The following is a 23,109-nucleotide window of genomic DNA, read 5'->3' as shown; positions in this document are numbered from 1 at the left end:
AATCTCCCTTGCTGATCGCGCAGGATTGCCGCGCATGAAAACGTATTGCAACAGGCCGCATGCATTTCGGACATGTTTCCTGGAAATAGGGCCGAGCCGTCTCTCAGCGGGCGACACGGCTCGGCACGCGGAAACGCCCTGTGAGCCTCAGGCCAAGGACAGCCATCACGAAAAACATCCAGACGGGATCGGCTCGTCTGAAGAAGAAGCTTTCCAGAAAGCCGTTCAGAAGGGTGAAGGTGACGATCATCATGAAAAGATCGGCCATGAACACGTTTTCGCGGTAAAGCGGTGTGCGCCAATAGTCGCGCAAAGGGGTGACGACGAATGTCACCAGGGCGATGGCAAGTGCCGGCAATCCCATGGCGATGGCGAGATCGAGATAGGAATTGTGCCCGTGAACGATGCCGCGAATGTCCCATGAGCGGTCGAATGGCTGGTCTGACGTCAGGACGACATCCGTCAGCCAGAAACTTTCGAACCCGTAGCCGCGCCAGGGGTGCTGGGCGATCATCTCCCCCATGAATTCCCAGAGCGCCGTACGGCCCGTATAGGTCAGGTCGGGCATCATATGGTTCGCAAGCGCCTTCACCGGCTCGATGAACACGATGCCAAGGGTCGCCACCCCCGTTCCGACGAAGGCGATGGCGACGGCAATCGGCACCAGGGCCCGCAGACCGAACATGCCGGGCAGGATCACCAGAAGTCCGGCAAGCGGAACCGTTCCTGCAGTTGTCTTGGAGCCGGTATGCGCAACGAAGATCATGGCGAGGATGAAGATTGTTCCTCCGCTGACGCGCCAGCCGCGCCGCCAGAGATAGATGCCGACAAAAGACAGGGAGGCCATCACCGGGCCGGCGATGTTCTTGTGGGTGAAGACGCCACGCCAGAGGCCGGCATGCTGAAACTCGACCTCGCCGCCCTGGTGGATCGCCTCGTTCGGAAAGAGCACAAGCCCTGCGTAGGAGAGGCCCAGGATGGCACAGGCTGAGACCATCAGTACGCGGGAGAATGCGTCGGCATCGCGGGGCAATGTCAGCACCGCCGCCATGGAAATGATGCCGATGATGGAGAAGGCCGCACTGCGCATGGTGGCGGATGGCGCGGGTGTGTTGAGGATCGACAGGAACAGGAAGCCGAAGAGCAGCAGCCACCAGGGGCTGAGAAGTGCGGAAAGCACCCGCCGGTCGGTCAGCGTGAACAGCGAGGCGAGCGAAAGCGCGCCAAGCGTTCCGAAGCCGAGCTGGTTGACGATGTCGCCGCCCTGGCCGAGCAGCTGTGCGCCGGCGGGCTGGAAGGGGCGGAATGAGATGATGAGCACGCTGAGGATCACCGTCGCAATAACGGTAGCCGGTTGTCCGGTCGCCACGAGACGCGTGACGAGCGGCGCCTCAATTCTTCTCGGGTTCGCGATACTGTTCATTGGCATAGCCGAATTCGGCGAGCACGCGTCCGAGCCCGACATAGACCGGATACATGGCCGTGGAGAGCGACCCCGTTGCAAGGAGCCGCCGCAGCCCCCTGATGGGTGACAGACCGAGAAGAGCGAGGCTTTTGGCAAACACCTTTGCCGGGCCGAGCGTGTCGTCCGCGCGTTTGCGCTTTTCAACGAGCGTGGAAATCACGCCATTGCGAAGCGCCCTGGCTCGGATCCAGTCTGGCTCGACCCTGCGTGCCGGAACGATCTCCTGGGACACGGCCTCTGCGCTCCACGCCAGGGTGAAGCCGTCTTGCGCGGCCCGGCTCAGGAAGTCGGAATCGCCCCCGCCCATGAAATTGAATTTCAGGTCGAGAAAGGGGTGCGGCATCGCCTCCAGCACCTGCCGGGAAATCATCAGATTGCCCGACGAATAGAGCGCGCCGACCCGTTTCGTTTCATCATAGGGAGGGGCGAAGACCGGATGCGTCGCCCAGCGCGCATGTTGCGGCGCTGAGAAGACGGGTGCCTGAGGCCCGCCAACGATGTCTGCCTGAAGTTTTTCCGCCGTTGCGCAAAGCTGTTCCAGCCAGTCGGGCGAGGCGATCTCGTCATCGTCGATCACCGCAAGATAGCGAAATCCCGGGAATTCCTCGAGCGCTGTTTCCCAACCGGCATTATAGGCGCAGCAATTGCCGCGCTGATGCGCGATGAGCACGAGACCGTTATAGGTGCCATTGGCAAACAATGGTCCGACCGTCAGCGCACCCTCGCGCTTCTCCGCTTCATTTTCCATGACGATGATGGCAAAGCGGCGACGGGTTTTCTGGGCAGCGAGCGAATTGAGCGTATCGAGAAGCTGTTGCGGTCGCCTGAAGGTGGGCACCGTAATGACGCATTCCACCGTGTCCGCCCTCAGGTCGGGCGTGCGGGCAACGATGGAAACGGTCTTTTTCACAGCAAGATCGGTCAAGGCGGCGTTACACTCGTTAGCGCATCCGTCTGAAAACCAGTATCGCTTTTCAGAAAGCACAATGCGCAAATTCAACAACCTGCAGTGTCAATTGCGCGCCAAGAGGACGCATGACGTTGCAAGCCCGCCCATAAGGCGCGATGTCGATTAAGGTCGCGTTAAATACCTTTCATCGTTACGTTGGGAAGCCGGCTTTAATTGCTTCGAAGTGCTTTCCATGCACGTACGCTTAATCAAGAGTTCATTGCTCTTTGCGAGAACAGTTCGCACAGGAAGTGAATCATGCATTTGATCTTTGCGACATCCATGGTGCCGGACGGCGAGCCCAAGAGCGGCTACGAGATTGCCAATGCGGCCATACTTGGCGCGTTTGCGCGCGCCGGATGCCGCATAAGCATTGTCGGCTTCGCATGGGAAGGACGCAAATCAGCCTTGCCGGAAAACGCGGTGGTGCTGGGCGCGCTCGATCCGCGCACGCAAGGGGCTGGTCTTTCAGAGAAATTCCGCTGGCTTGCCACTGCATTTGCAAGTGGATTGACGTTCTCTTCCGCCAAGATGCGCCTGGTTTCGCAGCGCGAGGTTCAGTCCGCCATTGAAAAGCTCGGACCCTATGACGGTGTGATCTTCAACTCCGTGCAGTTTGCCGGGGCATTCCGTCATGTCTTCGACGGGCAGCCGAGCCTCTATGTTGCTCACAATGTCGAGCACCTCTCGGCAGCGCAAAGCGCCAACGCGGCCAGAAGCCCGGTCGAACGCTTCCTGTTTCGCCGTGAGGCACGTTTGTTGCGTCAGCTTGAAAACGACATGTGTTCGAAAGCCCGGTTCGTCTACACGCTGTCGCAGGAGGATCGTCTTCTCCTCAACATATCCGACGATGAACGCTCAGCGGTTCTGCCGCTGGTCTCGCATGGCCCTTCCGGCGCCTCTGCTACTCGCGATACCGTTTATGATGCGACCTTGATCGGCACGTGGAGCTGGGCGCCAAACCGCATCGGTCTCGACTGGTTCCTGCAGGAAGTGGTGCCGCACCTGCCCGAAGATTTCGCCATAGCGATAGCAGGCGATGCGCCTCCTTCGCTGCAGGCTGCCTATCCGCATGTCTCGTTTGTCGGTCGCGTGCCGGACGCCATTTCCTTTGTACGCTCCGGTCGCGTGGTGCCGCTGATCAGCCGGGCTGGAACCGGCGTGCAGCTCAAGACCATCGAGACGTTCGAACAGGGGCTGCCTTCCGTTGCCACCAGCAGCGCCTTGCGTGGCATTTCATACAAGCCGGAGAATTGCATATTGGCCGATGACCCGCAGGACTTTGCCGAAGCCCTGGTCAAGTCAGCCGCTGGAGCGCCTCGCGATGCCGACGGCAGCGCCTTCCACGCAGCGCAGCGCGCCGCATTGGACAAGGCTGTGTTGCGCGGACTTGTAAAGGCCGGTTTTGCTCCCCAGAGGAAAGCCGCATGACGTCGATGCCGCAGAATGCGGCCTCTGCCGAATTTCCCGAACGCGACATTCTTGGAACAGCCGTCACCGCAATCAGCCGCGACGAGGCCATTGCCTTGCTCACCGGTCGCATTGCTGAACGGCAATTCACGCGGGTTACGTTTCTCAACGCGCATAATGCCAATGTGGCTGCTGCCGACCCGGATTTTCGCTTGGCCCTCAGGGACTTTATCGTGCTGGCCGATGGTGTGGGCGTCGATATTGCTTCCAAGCTCCTCTACGGCGAGGCGTTTCCTGACAATCTGAATGGCACCGATTTTGTGCCGCAATTCCTGGTGCGCCATCGCGAGCGGTTGAAGGTCGGCCTCATCGGCGCGCGTGCCGAACATGGGCGTGCGGCAGCGGCAAGGCTGGCGGTGCTCGCTCCCCAGCATGAGGTTGTTTTTCTGCATGACGGGTTCTTCAGCGCTGCGGATGAATCTGCTGTTTTGGAACAAGTGGCCGCTTTTCATCCGGACTTGCTTCTGGTCGCCATGGGCGTGCCGCGTCAGGAAATGTGGATTCATCGGGCGGTTGCTCCCGGCCATGCGACTGTTTCCATGGCCGTGGGCGCGCTTTTCGATTTTCTGAGTGGTGCGGTCCCGCGCGCTCCGGTTTGGATGCGCCGACTTCGGCTGGAATGGCTTTTTCGCCTCGGACTCGAGCCGGGGCGGTTGTGGCGCCGTTATGTCGTCGGCAATCCCCTGTTCCTGGCGCGCGTCGCGCTTCAGCGTCTGCGTGGCGGGCGTGGTCGCTGATGGTTGCAATCGTCACCCCAAGCTATGCTGGCGATTTCGAGCGGTGTCAGCTCCTTTGCCGTTCCATGGACAGGTTCGTTGCAGGGAACCCACGGCACTACATTCTGGTTGCCGGCCATGACGTTGCCCGTTTTCGTGCGTTCGAAGCGCCGCACCGGATAATCATTGACGAGCGTGATCTCCTGCCGTCATGGCTTCATGCCGTGCGTGATCCCACAAGCATGTTTCGGCGCCATATGTGGTTGAGCACAAGGCTTGCGCCGCTGCGGGGCTGGCACGTGCAGCAGCTGCGTCGGATCGCAATTGCGCAAAAGCTGGAAGAAACCGCCCTCGTTTATTGCGATTCCGACGTGGTCTTCCTGAAGCCGTTCGATTGCGCATCGTTCTGGCGCGATGACAGGTTGCGGCTTTATCGCCGCGACAATGCGCTGGCCAGTCTCAGCGGCACCGATCACCGGGAATGGACCATCAATGCCGGGTTTGCATTGGGTCTGCCCCCTGAACGGGTTTCTCTGCATGATTACATCACGACCCTGATCGCCTGGCGGCGCACTGCTGTGCTTGGGATGATCGCGCATATCGAGGCGGCTCATAACCGGCATTGGATCGAAGCCGTCGCGATTACCCGCAAATTTTCCGAGTGCATCCTTTACGGACGTTATGTCGATGAAGTTCTGGATGGCGTCGGCCACTTCCATGACGACCGTGAGCTGTGCCGGGTCTATTGGTCGGGGCCGGGATTGGACGAAACCGGCCTGCATGATTTCGTTGACGGCATGGAACCCTATCAGGTGGCCATCGGCATCCAGTCCTTCACGGGCAGCAATCTGGATGCGCTCAGGAAGCTCATCGGCTGAGGCTTCTTGCGGCCCGGTGGAGAGATCTGACGTCCACACACAGGCGGAAAAACAAGGGAATGCAGCGAGGCAGCGTTCCCGTAGAGTGGTGAACCGCTCCAAATCGCGACTTGGTCCTTTGGGTTCGCTCAGACCCGCTTGGCAGGTCGCCGCAATGCCCAATAGGTGAGAGCGGTCGATACCAGATAGAGAAGGGCAAAGACCAGGTTCAGCGAAAGCACGAGCGATTTCACGTCCAGGAAGGCCGTAAGCGCAAATGACAACAGCGCCGCCTTGGCCCCTGCCAAAAGTGCAAGATTGATCGCGCGCAGGAAGGTTTGCCCACGTGCGAACAGAAGTTCGGCCTGGTATTCCGTCAGGTTGCGGAAGCCGGGAACGGCGAGCGCCAACATTACGAGCGGGGCGGCCTCCGCCACATTGCGTCCAAGCAAGGTCGGGTAGATCGTCAGGACCAGAGCAAGGCTCAGCAACGCCAGTGTCGATACGGCAAACACACCGCCCTCGATACCGAGGCGCAGCTTCATCCGGCTGAGCATTTCGGGCGCTCGCATCATCCGCTGCACAAGCAGCATGGAGAAGGAGCGAATCGGGATCGCCGTCAGATCCACCAGACGCATGATGATGGCGTAGATGCCGGCCATCTGCGCGCCGCCGATAGCGAGCACCAGAAGCTTGTCGAGCTCCATCTGTATGTAGAAAAGGATTTCGGCCCCGGCGACATAAAGCGCATCCGAAAGCCTGCGCCAGTAAAGGGTGGGTCTCAGCCGCAACCTCTGTCGCGGGCAGAAGAAGGCGAGCGCGATCAACAGCGAGGCGGCGTTTGCGGTGAGATAAAACAGGCTCCAGTTGAAGAGGTTGGGCACCGCAACGAATGCGAAGAACACGGCGGCAAGCGCGCGCATGGCCGTCGCGATGATGACGAGCGTTGCGGCGCGGCCGAACCGGTTGAGGCCATTGTTGACGACGATGATTGTTTCCGCGAGGCGCCAGATCAGGGCTTCGGCGGCAACGATCAGCGCGAAAGGCAGCCATGGCATGTCCGCTGCGAAGAAGACGAGATACATAGCGGCGCTGGCGAGCGCCAGAAGCGGCAGGGATATGAACGCAAGCAGGATGAAACCAGCCGCATAGGTACCAAGCAGGCGCGGCTTGACGGTGGCGATGCGGTAAAGCGTAGCCGTAAAGCCGAGAGCGAGGATGCGCGACAGCATGACGCCTGCGGCCGAGGCGGTCGCAAAAAGCCCGAATTCCGCAATTGAAAGCGTGTTCGCCAGCAACACGAAATAGGCAAGCGAAAACACCAACCGCCCCGCGGAGCCGCTGATGGCAGCAAAATAGTCCTTGAGCACTTTTTGCTGGTTTTTCACGAAGCCGGCGATGGAAATGGCATGACCCCCAAAAAAGCGTATTCGTGCGAGCCATACACTGCAAAGTTTAATGCGCCGTTCCGGCCGGGGAAGTCTTTCCGATATATGCGCCGACTATCTATTCGGCAGAAGCCTTGTTAACCTTTTGTTACCCGTGCCTATTTAGTTTGGATTAACATAACTGCGGGCTTATGCGCCCGCTTCACGCTCATCAGTGGAAGCCGCCAGCGCCATGTTCGACGCCGAAGATCCAGGAAAGAACGGGCCACGCCGCAGCGCGCGCAATCGCTCGCTGCTTTCATTGGGCGGTGCGCGGGAAATACCGCGTCAACGACGCTCCGATTCGGCTCTTCTGGCGCTCTCCGCCGAAGAAGAGCACGACAGGCTGCGCGAAAGCGCCGAGGCGGCAGAAGCGCACTTCCGCAGGATGGAGCAGCGGCGGCGTCACGAGGAAGAGCAGGAGCTTGCAGATCGCCGTGCGGCCGGATCGCGGCCTCGGCAGGTGGCACAGTCCGATCGTGATTTCGAGGAACCGGCAAAGCCGTCTCTCAGAAACCGTGTCCTTGACCGTCTCTTTCCATTGCCGGAACCTTCAGCAACCCCGCGCCGGCGCGAAACGATTCGTCCCGAGCCGGAAGCACGGCCTGTAATGGACCGTCCGAGCTCTCAGGAAGAGGCGCTCCGTCCGTCCAAAAGCATGTGGAACGAGTTGCCGCCACAAGCGCGCGAGCGGCGTGCCGACAATGGCCACTGGCGTCCCCTGATCGATCCGGCGCGGGTCATTTCGGGGATATTTCGCGCCAAATGGCTGATCCTCTTCACCACGATAGTGGGAGCGATCCTTGGGGTGATGGTGGCGCTTTCCACGCCCAAGAGATATTACGCCGCGACGGATCTCCTCTTCGATCCGCGCGACCTTCAGATCGTCGAGCGCGATCTTACGCGCGGGGGTCTGCCGTCCGATGCCACGCTTGCGCTGATCGAAAACCAGGTCAGCATCATCACCTCCGGCACGGTATTGACGAAGGTGGTCGACAGGCTCGAGCTTGCCGACGATCCAGAATTCAACGGCAAGGGCGGCAGCATGCTTGGCACGCTGGCAAGCCCGCGTGCCTTGATATCGGCTTTGATCAACGGCAATGGCGAGGAGGATGCGGCAGCGCGCCATTCGATTGCGGTCAACAATCTTGCTGAAGCGCTGAATGTAAGCCGTAACTCGAAAACCTTCATCATTACGGTTGGAGTGACGACGCAGGAGCCCGATAAGTCCGCACTTGTCGCCTCCACGGTTACCGATGTTTTTCTGGAGACCTATGGCGATCTTCAGTCAGCCACGGCAGGCCGGGCCAATCGCGAGATCAACGAGCGCCTGGTTTCATTGCGCAGCGAAGTGGAACAGGCCGAGCGCGCCATTGCCGAATTCAAGACCAAGAACGACATTGTTGACGCGCAGGGCCGCCTGATCGCCGACGATGAGATCGTTCGCCTCAACGAGCAGCTTTCCACGGCCCGTGCCCGCACTTCCGAGCTTAATGCACGCGCTGCCGCTGCCCGCAATCTGGACCTCGATCAGGTCCTGGGCGGGGCTCTTCCCGAGCAGGTGGCTTCGCCGGTCATGACGGAACTTCTGGCGCAGTATGCGAGCCTCAAGCAGCAGGCAAGCCGCCTTGGCGTTCGGCTTGGACCACGTCATCCTGACCGCCAGTCCGTGGAAGCGGAAGTCTCCGGGGCGCGTGACGAGATCGCCCGCGAACTCCGTCGGGTGATCGCCTCCAACCAGGTGGAGCTGCAGCGCGCCGTACAGGTCGAGCAGGACCTTGCCGCACAGCTTGCGCGCCTCAAGGTTCAAAAGGGCGATATGGAAGGCGAACGGGTGACCTTGCGCGAACTGGAGCGTGAGGCGGCAGCCAAACGTTCGGTCTATGAGGCATTGCTTCTGCGCGCCCGCGAGACAGGCCAGCAGGAAGGGCTGAACACGGCCAATGTCAACATCATCTCGAAGGCTTCGCCTCCGCTCGATCCTGTCGGGCCGTCACGGTCTTCCATTGCCATTGCCGGCATGTTGCTCGGTTTCATGGCTGGCATTGGTCTTGGCGCGGCGCGAGGGGCGATGCAGAGCCTGCGCGAGACCATGAATGATCGGCGCGGCGGACGTATCCCGCCCGGCAACGGCGGCGGACATATTCCGCCCGGAGATAGAGGCGGACGGCGCCAGCCTGAACCGAAGCGCCGCGAGCCGGATTATGACGAGCGTTACGCTTATGATGACGAGCGTCATTCCGATGAGGGGCCGGGTGCTTATGCGCGTAGCCGGAATCGCGATCGCGATCTGATGCAGCCCGATGCCAATCTCGCCGCCTTGAGGGATGCCCGCCGGCATATGGAAAATGAAGAGGACGCAGCGGATATGCCGCTCGATGAGCTCCATCATCGGTTGAGAGAGGTGCGTGAACGCGTTGAACGGCTTGCCGGACATCGCGCGGCTGGCGGGCGCTACTGAACTCTTTGCAGCCAGGTGGCTTCACCTGACGTCATGAAAGACAAAAGGATCAAGCGCCATGCGCCCGGAAGGGCGCACAGCGCTCGGGAATTTCCAGAAGTGTATATTTGCTGCCTTGTGACCCAATCGCCGATTGCGGTTTGGGGTGATTGCCTTTATGCGTCCGAAGCTCGAAGAAGCCGGGGCAGGCCCGGTCCATGCGCTGGAGCGTTCGCTGTCTGAAACACCCTCCGGCGTTTACCGGAGAAAAGCATGGCCGAGATAATCGACGGAAAATCCATCGCGGAAGATGTGGTCGCCAAAGTCAAGCAGGGTGCTGCCGCGCTCTCGCAGACCGGCGTGGTGCCGGGGCTTGCCGTGGTGCTGGTCGGCGAAGACCCGGCCAGTCAGGTCTATGTGGCTTTCAAGTCGCGGCGGGCCAAGGAATGCGGTTTTCATTCCGTTCAGCACACATTGCCCGTTGATACGGACGAAGACACGCTGGTGAAACTGATCGAGGAGCTGAACGTCGACAAGGCGATCCACGGTATTCTCGTGCAATTGCCCTTGCCGGCCCATATCGATGCGGGCCGCATCATCCAGACGATTTCCCCCGACAAGGATGTGGACGGCTTCCATTTCATCAATGTCGGCAAGCTGGGCACGGGCGAGCTTGGCACGGCGTTCGTGCCCTGCACGCCTGCCGGCGCCATGCTGATGCTCGAGCGCGTTCGCGGCAAGGATCTCTCCGGCCTGAATGCCGTCGTGATCGGTCGTTCGAACATTGTCGGCAAACCGATGGCCAATCTGCTTCTGGCGGCCAATGCCACGGTGACGATTGCGCATAGCCGCACCAGCGACCTGCCGGCCATCGCGCGCACGGCGGATATTCTCGTTGCGGCGGTAGGTCGTCCGGAGATGGTTCGCGGGGACTGGGTCAAACCGGGTGCGACGGTCATCGATGTCGGCATCAATCGTATCCCCGCTCCCGAAAAGGGAGAGGGCAAGACGCGGCTTGTTGGTGATGTGGCCTTTGCCGAAGCGAGCGAGAAAGCTGGCGCCATCACACCCGTCCCCGGCGGCGTTGGCCCTATGACGATTGCCATGCTGATGGCCAACACGCTGACTTCGGCCTGTCGCAGCGCCGGCATCGAGCCACCGGTTCTCTGAGCGAAAGAAAGCGGCCGGGGGAAGCGATTATCACCCCCCGGTTCTTTCTTCTCACATGCGTTTCAGAAAACGGATGCGCCCTGGTCTGCCCGTCCGGCCAGTTGCCGGAAGCCCGCGAAGAGTTCGCGCCCCATGCCGAACTGGTTGCCCGATAGATCGGCCTCGGCATTGTCGCGGGACGCCAGTTCCGCCGCACTGATGAGAAGCTCCAGCGTTCCCGCTTCTGCATCGAGGCGCATCGGGTCGCCGTCGCGTATACGTGCGATCATTCCGCCGTCCAGCGCTTCGGGCGTCACATGGATTGCTGCCGGCACCTTGCCGGACGCGCCCGACATGCGACCGTCGGTAACGAGTGCGATCCGGCGTCCACGGTCCTGCAGGACGCCGAGTGCGGGCGTCAGCTTGTGCAGCTCCGGCATCCCGTTGGCCTTCGGCCCCTGAAAACGAATGACCGCGATGAAATCGCGGTCGAGCTCGCCAGCCTTGAACGCGGCCTGCATCTCTTCCTGCGAATGAAAGACGAGGGCAGGCGCTTCGATCACCCGGTGCTCGGGTTTTACGGCGGAGACCTTGATGATCGATTTGCCTAGATTGCCCGAAAGCACGCGAATGCCGCCGGTCGGTTGAAATGGCTTTGCGGCAGGCGCCAGAACCTTGTCGCTACCGCTTTCTCGCGGTGCCGGTGTGCGGGTCACCATCCCGTTGCCTGCGAGCTTGGCTTCCACGGCGTAAGGCCGCAATCCTTCGCCCCAGATGGTGCGCACATCCTCATGCAGATACCCGTCGTCGAGAAGTTCGCGGATCAGAAAGCCCATTCCGCCTGCCGCGTGGAAGTGGTTCACATCGGCAAGCCCGTTGGGATAGACGCGGGCGAGAAGCGGCACATGCTCCGAAATTTCGGCAATGTCGTCCCAGGTGAGTTTGATACCGGCCGCCGCCGCCATGGCGATGAGATGCATCGTGTGGTTGGTGGAGCCGCCCGTGGCGTTGAGGCCCACAACGCCATTGACGATGGAGCGTTCGTCGATCATCCGCCCCACCGGAGTGAACTCATTGCCGAGCGCGGTGATGGCAAGCGCCCGTCTGGCGGCTTCCTTTGTCAGGGCCTCTCGCAACGGCGTGTTGGGATTGACGAAGGACGAGCCGGGCGTATGCAGGCCCATGATCTCCATCAGCATCTGGTTGGAATTGGCCGTGCCGTAGAAGGTGCAGGTTCCCGGCCCGTGATAGGACTTGGATTCGGCCTCCAGAAGCGCAGCACGATCCACCTTGCCTTCCGCAAAGAGCTGGCGCACGCGCGCCTTCTCATCATTGGGCAGGCCCGAGGTCATGGGGCCGGCCGGAATGAACACGGCGGGCAGATGGCCGAAGGTGAGCGCCCCGATCACCAGGCCCGGTACGATCTTGTCGCAGACGCCGAGATAGACGGCCGCATCGAACATGTTGTGCGAAAGGCCGATGGCCGCCGCCATGGCGATGACGTCGCGTGAAAAGAGCGACAGCTCCATGCCCGGCTGGCCCTGCGTAACGCCATCGCACATGGCGGGTACGCCACCGGCCACCTGCGCAACACCGCCGGCCTCGCGGGCCGCGTCCTTGATCAATGCGGGAAACGGTTCGAAGGGCTGATGCGCAGACAGCATGTCATTATAGGCAGTGATGATGCCGATATTCGGCACACGGTCGCCGGAAAGCGCTGTCTTGTCGGCAGGCCCACAGGCGGCAAAGCCGTGAGCGAGATTGCCGCAGGACAGCACGGAGCGGTGTACGGCCTGGCCGGCGGCGGCCATTACCTGTTCGAGATAGAGTTCACGGCTTGCGCGCGAGCGTTCGCGAATGCGGGCTGTGACGGCTTCGATTTCTGCTCTTGCGGTCATGTGGCTTCCTTGCTTGCTGTGCACTCGCGAGGCGGGCGCTGGCATCGGAAAAGAAAAGCTTTTCAGCGCAGCGGCGCCCAATAGACATGCGCGGGGTTCTGCGCGGCGGTAAGCACGGCCCCGATGGGTGAGGCTGGACCTGCCGGCATGGCAAGCGCTTCCTCCAGCGTCTCTTTCTTGTCGTCGCCCTCGATATGCACGACCAGCATGCGAGCGGTCGAAAGCTTGTCGAGGGACAGGGTAAGCCGTGGCTCGCCGGCGCTGCGCGCGCTCACGGCGAGTACCGACGGACCGCCTTCCCGTGCTGAAAGCATGTCGCCGATATCGGCTGCATCGGGAAAGAAGGATGCGGTGTGCCGGTCCGCACCCATGCCGAGCACCACGACATCGAAAGGAGAAGGCAGGCTGCCAATCGCTTCGTTTGCCTCTGCCGCTGCAGCTTCGGCATTGTGGCAGGGGCTGTAAAGCCCGATGAACCCGGCTCGCGCCGCCTTGTTCTGCAGAAGATGGCGCGTCACAAGCCGGGCGTTGGAGCGTGGCGAATCTCCCGGCACGAAACGCTCGTCGACCAGTGTCACCGTAACCTTGTTCCAGGCAATGTCGCTGCGCGAAAGCCGGTCGAAGAAATGTGCGGGCGTGCGTCCTCCTGAAACGGCCAGAACCGCTTGCCCCCGTTCTTCCACGCCTTTTGCCAGCGTCTTGGCGACGCTTTGCGCAAGAGCGTCGGCCAGCTCTTCGGATGAGGCAAACCGGTGCCAGGTTGGTGTTGGAACCATGTTTATATGCTTTCGTGCCAGGTGCGCCCGTCACGCTCGATGAGAGCGATGGAGGCGGATGGTCCCCAGGTGCCGGCCGTATAGCCTTGCGCGGGCTGCTGATTGTCATCCCAGGCCGCAAGGATTGGATCGATCCAGCGCCACGCGGCTTCCACCTCGTCGCGGCGCATGAAGAGAGTCTGATTCCCGCGGATCACATCCATGATGAGCCGTTCATAAGCATCTGGGTTGCGGACATTGAAGGACTGGGCGAAGCTCATGTCGAGCGGAATATGCCTCAGCCGCATGCCGCCCGGGCCGGGATCCTTGATCATGATCCACTGCTTCACGCCTTCATCCGGCTGCAGGCGGATGACGAGCTGGTTGGCAAATACCTTGCCGGCGCCATCTCCGAAAATGGAGTGCGGAATGGGCTTGAACTGGATGACGATCTCCGAAACGCGCGTGGCAAGCCGCTTGCCTGTGCGCAGATAGAACGGCACGCCTGCCCAGCGCCAGTTCTCGACTTCTGCCTTGATCGCAACAAAGGTTTCCGTATCGCTCTCGCCGCTATCGAGTTCATCGCCATAGCCCTTCACCGCGCCGCCATTGGAAGCGCCGGCACGGTATTGTCCGCGAACGGTCATCTTCTCAGCATCCGCCGTGCCGATTGGCTTCAGGGCGCGCAGAACCTTCAGCTTTTCATCACGCACCGTGTCGGCTTCCATCGAGGAAGGGGCTTCCATGGCCACGAGGCAAAGGAGCTGGAGCATGTGGTTCTGCACCATGTCGCGCAACGCGCCCGCCTTGTCGTAATACCCGGCGCGCCCCTCCAGACCCACGGCTTCCGCCACGGTAATCTGGACATGGTCGATATGTGCCGAGTTCCAGAGCGGCTCATAAAGCGCATTGGCAAAGCGCAGCGCCATGAGGTTCTGCACCGTCTCCTTGCCGAGATAGTGGTCGATACGGAAAACGTTCTGTTCGTCGAACACCCGTCCGATGGCATCGTTCAATTCGCAGGCCGAGCTGAGCGAACGCCCGATGGGCTTTTCGACGATCACCCGGGCGGTCGCGGTGGAAAGGCCATGCTTGGAAATCTGCCCGACGATGTCGTCGAAAAGGCTGGGCGCCACCGCCATATAGAAGGCGCGTATCGCATCGCTGTCGCCGATTGCGGTTTTTAGTTCCGCAAAACCCTCGCCGGACTTGGCGTCGGCAGGCACATAGGAAAGCCGCTTGAGAAAATGTGCGAGTTCCTTTGGCTCGATATCGTTCTTTGCGACATGTTCGTGGATGGCTTTTTCGGCAAAGGCGCGAAACTCGTCGTTCGAGAGCTTTGTGCGCGAAGAGCCGATGATGCGGGTTGGCTCGCTGAACTGGCCGGCACGCTGGCGCTGGTAAAGGGCGGGAAGAAGCTTGCGCTCGGAAAGGTCGCCCGTGGCGCCAAACACCACGAGATCGAAGGGATCGACCGGTATGATCTGGCTCGTCATTCTTGCTCCGCTGACCTTTGCCTTTTTGCAGTTGCTATAATCTAATCGATTTAATAACGCCAGACTCGATTTAACGCCGCAGGGCGCTGAAATGCCCGGCGTGATGTCGCGGCGGGCCCCGGCCGCGGTTCACGATTGCTTTCAGGCATGGCTGCGCCAACATGCATGGTGCATTGTGCCTTGACATAGTCTCGCATGGCGGGTTTCCCATGGGCCAAATCGCGAGCATGGCTCGAACCGAAAGAATTTTAAACCGGAGCTTCAGGGATGGGCACCCATTTTTCGCGCAGCGTCGCCGAGGGCCGCGCTTTCATGCAGATCATCGACGGGCGTCCGGTCGACGCGTTGTCGGGCGAGCGCATTGACGTCGCATCCCCATCGGATGGCAAGGTGTTTGCGTCGATTCCCGCATCTGGCGAGGCCGATGTGGACCGTGCCGTGAAGGCTGCACGCCATGCTTTCGATGAGGGGCCGTGGGGGCGCATGCCGGCTGTCGAGCGCGGTCGCTGCCTGACCAGGCTGTTCCAGCTGGTTGAAAAGAACGGCGAGGAGCTGGCCGCTCTGGAATCGCGGGATACCGGCAAACCGATCCGCCAGGGCAAGGCAGATGTGACGGCAACCATGCGCTACTACGAGTTCTATGGCGGCGCGGCGGACAAGATCCACGGTGACACCATCCCCTTCCTCGAAGGGTATACGGCGCTGACCTTGCGTGAGCCGCATGGCGTGGTCGCGGCCATCACGCCATGGAATTATCCCATGCAAATTCTTGCCCGCGTCGTCGGCGCTGCCCTTGCCATGGGTAACACGCTGGTGGTCAAGCCTGCCGAGGATGCCTCGCTCACCACGCTGCGCATCGCAGAGCTGGCGCTCGAAGCGGGTATTCCCGCTGGCGTGTTCAACGTCATCACCGGCTATGGCCGTGCGGCAGGGGCAGCGCTCTCCGCCCATCCGTTGATCGACTATGTCACCTTCACCGGCTCCCCCTTGACCGGAACTGCCATCCAGCAGGCCGCCGCCGTCAACAATCGCGGCGTGACCATGGAATTGGGCGGCAAGTCACCCCAGATCGTCTTTGCCGACGCCGATATCGATGCGGCAATTCCCGTGCTCGTCAACGCCATCATCCAGAATGGCGGCCAGACCTGCTCGGCGGGCAGCCGCGTCCTGGTGGAAAGACCCGCCTATGAAAAAGTGGCGGCGGCACTCGCAGAGCGCTTCGGCGCATTGGTCGCCGGTCCCCACGATGCCGATCTGGACATCGGCCCGCTCATCAACCCGGCCCAGCGCGACCGGGTCGGCGGCTTCATCGCCGCCGCGCAGGATGCAGGCATCCCGTTGCTTGCGCGCGGCACCGTTGCGCCCGACGCGCCGGAAGGCGGCTATTATCAGGCGCCGGCATTGTTCGGAAATGTCGATCCGGATGCCGCACTTGCTCAGGAGGAAGTCTTCGGTCCCGTCCTTTCGCTCTTCCCATTCACCGACGAGGCGGATGCGGTGCGGCTTGCCAACAGCACGGAATTCGGTCTGGTCGCCGGTGTCTGGACGCGCGACGGCGCCCGTCAGCACAGGGTTGCCAAGCGCGTGCGCGCGGGCCAGGTTTTCGTCAACGGTTATGGTGCCGGTGGCGGCATAGAATTGCCGTTCGGCGGTTTCAAGAAGTCGGGTCACGGGCGGGAAAAGGGCTTTGAAGCCCTGTTCGACATGTCCGCCACCAAGACCATCGTTTTCAATCACGGCTAATCTCACAGGAATTCATTATGGCAAGACTTGCTGGCAAGGTCGCCGTCATCACCGGCGCAGCATCCGGTTTTGGCGCGGGAATGGCGAAACGTTTCGCCGAGGAGGGCGCGAAGATCATCGTTGCCGACCTCAACGCCAAAGGTGCGGAACATATCGCAAGCCAGATTGGCGAAGCGGCTCTTCCGGTCACTGCGGACGTTTCCATGAAGGCTGATGTGGATGCCATGGTCGATGCTGCCATGCAGGCCTTTGGCCGTCTCGACATCATGGTCAACAATGCCGGTTTCACGCATCGCAACGGGCCGCTGATGGAAGTGGACGAAGAAACCTTCGACCTGATCACCGCCGTTAACATGAAGGCCATCTATCATTCGACGCTTGCCGTTGTGCCGATCATGGAAAAGCAGGGCGGCGGTTCCATCATCACCACGGCTTCCACCGCCGGCCTGCGGCCGCGCCCCGGCCTCACCTGGTACAATGCGTCCAAGGGCTGGGCGATCACGGCCACCAAGTCGATGGCGGTCGAGCTGGCGCCGAAGAACATTCGCGTGAATTGCCTGTGCCCGGTCGCCGGCGAAACGGGCATGCTGGGGCAGTTCATGGGCGAGGATACGCCCGAAAAGCGCGCCCAGTTCCGGGCTTCCATTCCGCTGGGGCGCCTGTCGACCCCGCTGGACATTGCAAATGCCGCACTCTGGCTGGCTTCCAGCGAGGCGGAGTTCATCACCGGCGTGGCTCTGGAGGTGGACGGCGGGCGCTGTATCTAGCATTTTGCAGCCAGACGGCACGTCTGGCGCCTCAGAAATGCGGTTGGACAAGCATTTTGCAGCCAAGCCTGAGCTTGGCGTCGCAGAAATGCGGTAGGGTATGAATTTTGCAGCCGGACGGCACGTCTGGCGTCGACAGATGCAACCATTCACCTCAAGCGCGGTGATGCATTGCAATTTCCGATTCGGAAGACGGGAACCGCTTCCCGTTTTCTGAATTGCCCATAACCGGGGTGGTGAGGTTCTTCGTCCCGGATCATCAAAGAGGGGCGAAAGCACATGACCTACGAGCAGATATTCCTGTTTTGCCTTCTCGGGATTGTCTTCGCCTTCCTTGTCTGGGGTCGTATTCGTTACGATCTGGTCGCCTTTGCCGCTCTCATCATAGCCGTGGTGGGGGGCGTCGTGGATGCGCACGATGCCTTCATCGGCTTCGGGCATGAGGCGGTGGTCATCATCGCTCTGGTGCTGATTGTCTCCCGAGCCATGATGAATGCGGGTGCTGTGGAACTCATTTCCCGCTTCGTCTTATCCACGGGCCGCTCGCTCTCATCGCATATTGGCCTGATGGCGGTGGTTGGCGCGGGGCTGTCGGCGGTCATCAACAATGTGGCGGCCCTGGTCATGCTGATGACGCTCGACATCGAGGCCGCAAAGAAAGCCAGGCGCCCGGTTTCCCGGTCGCTTATGCCGCTTTCCTTCGCAACCATTCTGGGTGGCATGATCACGCTCATCGGCACCCCTCCGAACATCGTCGTTTCCGAGTTTCGCAACAGGGCGCTGGGCGATTCCTATTCCATGTTTGATTTCTCGCCCGTCGGTCTCGTTTGCGCGGCCGCCGGCATCGCCTTCGTGGCGCTGTTTGGCTGGCGATTGATCCCCAATGCGGGGCAGGCCGATGTCGAGGAAGAAGGCGATGCGGGCCTGTTTGTTGCGGAGGCTGGTGTCAAGGAGAAGTCGAAGGCGCTCGGCAAGCCGGTCAGCGATCTCTATCCATTGGCCGATGAGCATGATGTCACGATCCTCGGCCTCGTGCGCCGCGGCAAGCGTCTGCCGGGTTTTGCTGCCGGCGAAGAGGTTCGCAAGAGCGATCATCTCATCCTGGAAGGCGATCCGAAATCCATTGAGGCATTTATCGGTGCTGCCGAACTCGATGCGCCGGGGGCTGAAAAACACGGCGGCCTTCGCGGCCAGTCGCTGGTTCTGATCGAAGCAATCGTGCCTGACAGCGCACGCATGGTGGGGCGCACCGCGCTCGATCTTCGCCTTCTCTACCGCCGCGGCGTCACGCTGCTTGGCGTCTCCCGCCAGGGCAAGCGCTTTCGCGAACGGGTTCGCAAACTGCCTATCCGGGCCGGCGATGTGGTGCTCCTTCTGGGGCCGGAAAGCCGGGTGGCTGATGCCGCCGAATGGCTTGGCGTGCTGCCGCTGGCGGAGAAAAGCCATACGGTCATCCAGCGCGGCAAGGCGTTTTTCACCATGGGCGTTTTCGCCGCTGCGGTGGCCAGTTCCGTCATGGGGTTTGTACCGCTGGTGATTGCTCTGGCCGCTGCAGTCGCCATCTATGCGTTGTTCAACGTGGTGAGCGCGCGTGAGGTGTATGAATCGGTCGAATGGCCGGTCATCGTGCTTCTTGCATCGCTTATCCCGCTGGGACTGGCGCTCGAGGATTCAGGCGGAACGCGTTTGATCGCGGAAGGTATCCTGTCGCTTACCGGTTCCCTCCCGGCATGGGCCATTCTGACAATCCTGATGGTCGTCACCATGACGCTGTCAGACTTCCTGAACAATGTCGCAACGGCCTTGATCGCCGCTCCTGTCGGCCTGTCGGTCGCCAATGGGCTGGATGTTTCTCCCGACCCGTTTCTCATGGCGGTTGCTGTTGCGGCCTCTTGCGCGTTCCTCACGCCCATTGGCCACAAGAACAACACCATCATCATGGGGCCGGGTGGCTATCGTTTCGGCGATTACTGGCGCATGGGCCTGCCGCTTGAACTCCTGATCATTGCAGTGGCGGTGCCGGCGATCCTGTTCTTCTGGCCGCTTTGACATGAAGTTCAAGGTGCGAGGACACGCTTCCTTGCTTGCCCGATTTCATGCGGATGACAGGCGGGTCTAGATTCTGTCGCGCAGCGCGTACCAGTTGAGCGCCAGGAACATCAGGATCGGTCGCATCATGCGTCCGCCGGGAAAGGGCGGGACTTTCAGGTCCTCGAAGAGCTTCAAACGATCCCGGTTCCCGATGACGGTCTCAGCATAGAGACGGCCCACGAAGTTGGACAGCATGACGCCATGCCCGGAATAGCCACCAACGGATATGACATTGGGCATCACCTCCCGCACGAACGGCTTGCGCGGCATGGTTATGCCCACATAACCACCCCAGGCATGGGTGATCTCGACATCCTTCAATGCCGGATAGATTTCGGCAATCTGCCGGCGGATATGGGTCTGGATCGCCTTGTCCTCGCCGGGGGCGTAGATCTCACGCCCGCCAAACAGAAGCCGTCCATCCGCCGAGCGTCGGAAATAGCGCACGACGAAGCGTGAATCATCGACCGATTCGCCGCCGGGAAGAACAGGGCTGTCTGCACCAAGCGGCACCGTTGCTCCGATGAAGGAGCCGATGGGCATGACATGGGCTGCACTCACCGGCTCCAGCCCGTTCCCATAGGCATTGACCGCGACCAGGCATTTCTGCGCACGGATCGTTCCGTGCGCAGTGGCAATCCGCACCTCGCCGCCTTCGGAGACAATCCCCTTTGCCGGGCTGTTTTCATAAAGCTGGGCGCCGGCCTTTTGCGCCGCGCGCGCCGTGCCAATGACGAGCTTGAGCGGATGAACATGTCCGGTTCCAGCATCGCGAATGCCGCCGAAATAAAGGCTGGACCCCAGCCGCTCCTCCGTTTCGCTCCGCTCCATGAAGGTCAGATGCGGGTAGCCGAAACGCTCGCGCATGATGTCCACATGCCGCCGGTAGTCGTCGAGATAGCGCTTCTTGTGCACCACCGAAAGCTGCCCCGGACGGTAGTCGATCTCGATGCCGTGTCGGGTGGTAAAATCGTGCAGATGCGCCTTGGCTTCCTCGGCAAGGTCGAAAAGCGCCCTGGCACGGGCGAGGCCCAGTTCATTTTCCAGCTCTTCGGCCCAGGCGCGCTGCCCGGTGCCGATCTGCCCGCCATTGCGCCCCGAGGCGCCATCTCCGAAACGATGCGCCTCGATGAGCGCGGTCCGCACGCCGCGCTCGGCAAGATGCGCTGCCGCCGACAGGCCGGTGAAGCCGCCTCCCACGATGGCGACATCAACGGAAAGATCACCGGCAAGCACCGGATATTCCGGGCGTTCGCCGACAGTGGCTTCATACCAGGAGAAGCCGGGCGATATGGGAGAATGATGGGGTTTTGCCATGGCCTGATGCCGCAGGAAAAGAGTGGGAACGCTCTGTCCCCGCTCCTACACGTTCAACAAGAGATACTCACGCTCCCAAGGGCTGATAACCTGCATGAAGGTCTCGAATTCCGCCCGCTTGATAGCTGCGAATGTGGTGACAAACGGTGCGCCGAGTATCCTGAGCAGCGCCTCGTCGCTCTCGAAGAGCGCGACAGCTTCCAGAAGGCCTCGGGGCAGCTCGATCTCATCCTGATTGACGGCCGTGCCAGCCGGAGCGTCCGGCTCGATCTTCTCCAGAAGGCCAATCAGCCCGCAGCTGAGAGAGGCCGCGAGCGCGAGATAAGGGTTGGCATCGGAGGAGGGGATACGGTTCTCCACACGCCGCGAAGCCGGGTCCGATCTGGGCACGCGGAAGGCCGTCGTTCTGTTGTCGTAACCCCATCGCGTGTTCACGGGAACGGCGGTTCCCTGGGTCAGGCGGCGATAGGAGTTCACATAGGGTGCGAACATGATCAGCGCATTGGGAATATGCCGCTGCAAGCCGCCGATGAAGTGGCGGAACGCGTCCGTTTCCGAGCCGTCCTTTTTTGAAAAGACATTGTCGCCGGTCTTCAGCGAGACGATCGATTGGTGAATATGCATGGCCGAGCCAGGCTGGCCCTGAATGGGCTTGGCCATGAATGTGGCATAGGTGTCGTGGTTGAGCGCCGCCTCACGGATCGTTCGCTTGAACATGAACACCTGGTCGGCCAGTTCCACCGGGTCGCCATGGCGCAAATTGATCTCGAGCTGGCCTGCGCCCTCTTCGTGGATGAGGGTATCGATCTCCAGACCCTGCGCTTCCGAGAAGTGGTATATATCGTCGATCAGCTCGTCGAACTCGTTGACACCGGCGATCGAATAGCCCTGCCCGCCACCGATGGGGCGGCCGGATCTGCCGACGGGTGGGGTCAGCGGATAATCGGGATCCGGGTTCTTGTGAACAAGGTAGAACTCGATCTCCGGCGCGACAATCGGCTTCAGTCCATGCCGGGCATATTCGGCAACGACGCGTTTAAGCAGATTGCGGGGGCTGTATTCCACGGCCCGCCCGTCCTGATGCACCAGGTCGCAGATCACCTGCGCCGTCGGATCCGTTTCCCAGGGCACGGTCGTAAGCGTGGAGAGGTCGGGCAGGAGTTTCAGGTCACCGTCATCCTCGGGATAGACAAAGCCGCCGCCGCTCTCGGGATATTCTCCGGATATGGTCGTCATGAAGACGGCCGAGGGCAGGGCCAGCGATGTGTTCGACGTGAACTTCTTCGACGGCATCATCTTGCCGCGCGCCACGCCGGCCTGGTCCGGCGTAATGCACTCGATATCCTCGATGCCGCGCCATTCGAGCCAGGCAGTCGCCTGCTTCCAGTCCTTCACGCCGCGCAAATTCTTCAGAAAGGCGGGCGTGCGGGCAACAGCGCCTCGACTGGCGGGGCGGGCTAGCTTTTTCCTGTCAGGCATCAGGCACCAGATATCGTTTCGGATACCCGAGTATAGACAGCCGGCCGAGGCGAAGGAAGGCCCGCAGAGCGGGTTCAGGCAGCCTTTGCGGTTGCAAGCAGCCGTTCGATCACTGGCTGAAGTGTCTCAGGGGTAACAGGGCGTGCAACGGTCGCGTCGAAGGCGGAACTCTGCAAATCGACTTGCTGCAGCGTGGCGACCACCGCGACCACGAAGGGCAGGCCCGCCGGCGAAATTCGTCGGCGGGTCTCAATCTGCGCCAGAACTTCATCATGGTCCTGAAAGGCGGTGTCGAGGTCGAGAATGATCATGCCCGGTTGCGGGGCGCCGGCTTGCGGGGTTGCAAGTTTGTGGGCCGCCTCGCCCGGGTCCATGGACGCTGTTTTGAGGCAGGCTCGCTCTGCAATGCGTGAAAGCACGATCCGGTTGATGGGGGAGGCGGCTATGACCAGAGCCCGGGAGAGATCGGCCATGCATTGCATCGCATCGAATGCCTTGGCCTCGGGTTCGCTGCCCACCGGTGTGCCTGCCGCCGTATATGTCATCGTCATGCCACCTCGAGAAATCGTGCGCTTCAATTTCAATGAAGAGTTGTGCGAATGCGGATAGTTGCATTCGCCGGCTTGCCGAAGTCAAGTTACAAACATTGTATGTAAACAAGTGAAATTGCGAGGGTTAAAAAAATCATAACGCAAAAGTTGTTATAAAATTATATTTAAAACAAAGGTTTTAAATTTTGCCGATTTATTTGAGGTGTTTACAGGAAAACGCCCGCACGACGGGGATCGCGCGAGCGTTCTGACTGGAGGATGCCTCGGACGGGATCAGGAACCGGCGAGACGATTGGTGACAATGACAGGCACCAGCAGATCCCCCCAGTTGCCCTCCCCACCATGGTGGCGCGCCGAGCGGACGAGTTCGACCGACACACCCGAATCGACTGCTTTCATGACCGACTGGTTCAGCCTGTGAAGGTCATTGGCCACCATGCGGATCATGGCCTGCTGGTCGCTCGTCATGGCGCTGGACTGTTCTTCTGCACGTTCCTTGACGCGGGTATTCGGTGTCATTTCGGTTTTCCTTCCCCGGC

General features: G+C 61.0%; 18 protein-coding genes. 8 read left to right on the top strand and 10 right to left on the bottom strand.

Annotated elements, in window-relative coordinates; translation table 11 throughout:
* Nucleotides 1-103: 103 nt before the first annotated feature.
* Both NA8A_RS18605 and NA8A_RS18600 read right to left on the bottom strand, forming a co-directional pair.
* Nucleotides 104-1,423, bottom strand: a complete 1,320-nt coding sequence (locus NA8A_RS18605) for an O-antigen ligase family protein (RefSeq protein ID WP_040673050.1) — start codon at nt 1,421-1,423, stop codon at nt 104-106.
* The gene (locus NA8A_RS18600; protein ID WP_009451920.1) at nt 1,392-2,390 is read right to left on the bottom strand and encodes a glycosyltransferase family 2 protein; all 999 of its coding nucleotides are present in this window, start codon (nt 2,388-2,390) and stop codon (nt 1,392-1,394) included. The genes NA8A_RS18605 and NA8A_RS18600 overlap by 32 nt, the downstream gene beginning before the upstream one ends.
* Nucleotides 2,391-2,672: 282 nt before the next feature.
* On the opposite strand from NA8A_RS18600, the gene NA8A_RS18595 reads away from it, so the two are divergent.
* From NA8A_RS18595 to NA8A_RS18585, 3 genes are read left to right on the top strand one after another with little or no spacing between them, the layout of a single operon-like run.
* Nucleotides 2,673-3,845 (top strand): glycosyltransferase family 4 protein, encoded by a 1,173-nt coding sequence (locus tag NA8A_RS18595; RefSeq protein WP_009451919.1) that lies wholly within the window; start codon nt 2,673-2,675, stop codon nt 3,843-3,845.
* Nucleotides 3,842-4,621 carry a WecB/TagA/CpsF family glycosyltransferase gene (locus tag NA8A_RS18590; RefSeq protein WP_009451918.1) on the top strand — a complete coding sequence of 260 codons (780 nt, stop codon included), beginning with the start codon at nt 3,842-3,844 and terminating at the stop codon, nt 4,619-4,621. Before NA8A_RS18595 ends, NA8A_RS18590 begins: the two co-directional genes overlap by 4 nt.
* Nucleotides 4,621-5,478 (top strand): DUF6492 family protein, encoded by an 858-nt coding sequence (locus tag NA8A_RS18585; RefSeq protein WP_009451917.1) that lies wholly within the window; start codon nt 4,621-4,623, stop codon nt 5,476-5,478. The genes NA8A_RS18590 and NA8A_RS18585 overlap by 1 nt, the downstream gene beginning before the upstream one ends.
* A gap of 128 nt (nt 5,479-5,606) precedes the next feature.
* Here the strand turns inward: NA8A_RS18585 and NA8A_RS18580 are convergent, their stop codons facing one another.
* Nucleotides 5,607-6,845, bottom strand: a complete 1,239-nt coding sequence (locus tag NA8A_RS18580) for a lipopolysaccharide biosynthesis protein (RefSeq protein WP_143087936.1) — start codon at nt 6,843-6,845, stop codon at nt 5,607-5,609.
* Nucleotides 6,846-7,077: 232 nt separating this feature from the next.
* Between NA8A_RS18580 and NA8A_RS18575 the strand changes: the two genes are divergently transcribed.
* Nucleotides 7,078-9,345, top strand: a complete 2,268-nt coding sequence (locus tag NA8A_RS18575) for a GumC family protein (RefSeq protein ID WP_009451915.1) — start codon at nt 7,078-7,080, stop codon at nt 9,343-9,345.
* A gap of 252 nt (nt 9,346-9,597) precedes the next feature.
* On the top strand, nt 9,598-10,494 hold the full coding sequence (folD, locus tag NA8A_RS18570) for a bifunctional methylenetetrahydrofolate dehydrogenase/methenyltetrahydrofolate cyclohydrolase FolD (RefSeq protein ID WP_009451914.1): 897 nt from the start codon (nt 9,598-9,600) through the stop codon (nt 10,492-10,494).
* 62 nt (nt 10,495-10,556) lie between these two features.
* Here folD and edd read toward each other — a convergent pair whose 3' ends face one another.
* From edd to zwf, 3 genes are all read right to left on the bottom strand, one after another.
* On the bottom strand, nt 10,557-12,371 hold the full coding sequence (gene edd, locus NA8A_RS18565; RefSeq protein WP_009451913.1) for a phosphogluconate dehydratase: 1,815 nt from the start codon (nt 12,369-12,371) through the stop codon (nt 10,557-10,559).
* A 62-nt stretch (nt 12,372-12,433) separates the two neighbouring features.
* Nucleotides 12,434-13,147, bottom strand: a complete 714-nt coding sequence (gene pgl, locus NA8A_RS18560; protein WP_009451912.1) for a 6-phosphogluconolactonase — start codon at nt 13,145-13,147, stop codon at nt 12,434-12,436.
* A gap of 2 nt (nt 13,148-13,149) precedes the next feature.
* A complete protein-coding gene (gene zwf / locus NA8A_RS18555; RefSeq protein ID WP_009451911.1) occupies nt 13,150-14,622 on the bottom strand; it encodes a glucose-6-phosphate dehydrogenase in 1,473 nt (490 codons plus the stop codon).
* Nucleotides 14,623-14,889: 267 nt separating this feature from the next.
* Between zwf and NA8A_RS18550 the strand changes: the two genes are divergently transcribed.
* The 3 genes from NA8A_RS18550 to NA8A_RS18540 all read left to right on the top strand — a co-directional run bounded on the left by NA8A_RS18550 (nt 14,890) and on the right by NA8A_RS18540 (nt 19,181).
* Entirely contained in the window at nt 14,890-16,365 is a 1,476-nt protein-coding gene (locus tag NA8A_RS18550; protein WP_009451910.1) for an aldehyde dehydrogenase family protein, read from the top strand.
* Between the two features lie 17 nt (nt 16,366-16,382).
* Nucleotides 16,383-17,132 carry an SDR family oxidoreductase gene (locus NA8A_RS18545; protein ID WP_009451909.1) on the top strand — a complete coding sequence of 250 codons (750 nt, stop codon included), beginning with the start codon at nt 16,383-16,385 and terminating at the stop codon, nt 17,130-17,132.
* Between the two features lie 279 nt (nt 17,133-17,411).
* Nucleotides 17,412-19,181: an SLC13 family permease gene (locus NA8A_RS18540; RefSeq protein ID WP_009451908.1), complete on the top strand. Its 1,770-nt coding sequence runs from the start codon at nt 17,412-17,414 to the stop codon at nt 19,179-19,181.
* A 66-nt stretch (nt 19,182-19,247) separates the two neighbouring features.
* Here NA8A_RS18540 and NA8A_RS18535 read toward each other — a convergent pair whose 3' ends face one another.
* From NA8A_RS18535 to NA8A_RS18520, 4 genes are all read right to left on the bottom strand, one after another.
* Nucleotides 19,248-20,540, bottom strand: a complete 1,293-nt coding sequence (locus tag NA8A_RS18535; RefSeq protein WP_009451907.1) for an NAD(P)/FAD-dependent oxidoreductase — start codon at nt 20,538-20,540, stop codon at nt 19,248-19,250.
* Nucleotides 20,541-20,585: 45 nt separating this feature from the next.
* A complete protein-coding gene (locus tag NA8A_RS18530) occupies nt 20,586-22,019 on the bottom strand; it encodes a glutamine synthetase family protein (RefSeq protein WP_040673046.1) in 1,434 nt (477 codons plus the stop codon).
* 74 nt (nt 22,020-22,093) lie between these two features.
* A complete protein-coding gene (locus NA8A_RS18525) occupies nt 22,094-22,570 on the bottom strand; it encodes a response regulator (RefSeq protein ID WP_009451905.1) in 477 nt (158 codons plus the stop codon).
* Between the two features lie 273 nt (nt 22,571-22,843).
* Entirely contained in the window at nt 22,844-23,089 is a 246-nt protein-coding gene (locus NA8A_RS18520; protein ID WP_009451904.1) for an SMc00767 family acetate metabolism repressor, read from the bottom strand.
* Nucleotides 23,090-23,109 lie beyond the last annotated feature (20 nt).

Source organism: Nitratireductor indicus C115, from assembly GCF_000300515.1.
Lineage (GTDB): Bacteria > Pseudomonadota > Alphaproteobacteria > Rhizobiales > Rhizobiaceae > Nitratireductor > Nitratireductor indicus.
The sequence above is the reverse complement of the archived record's forward strand: the minus strand, read 5'-3'. Positions and strand labels throughout refer to the sequence as shown.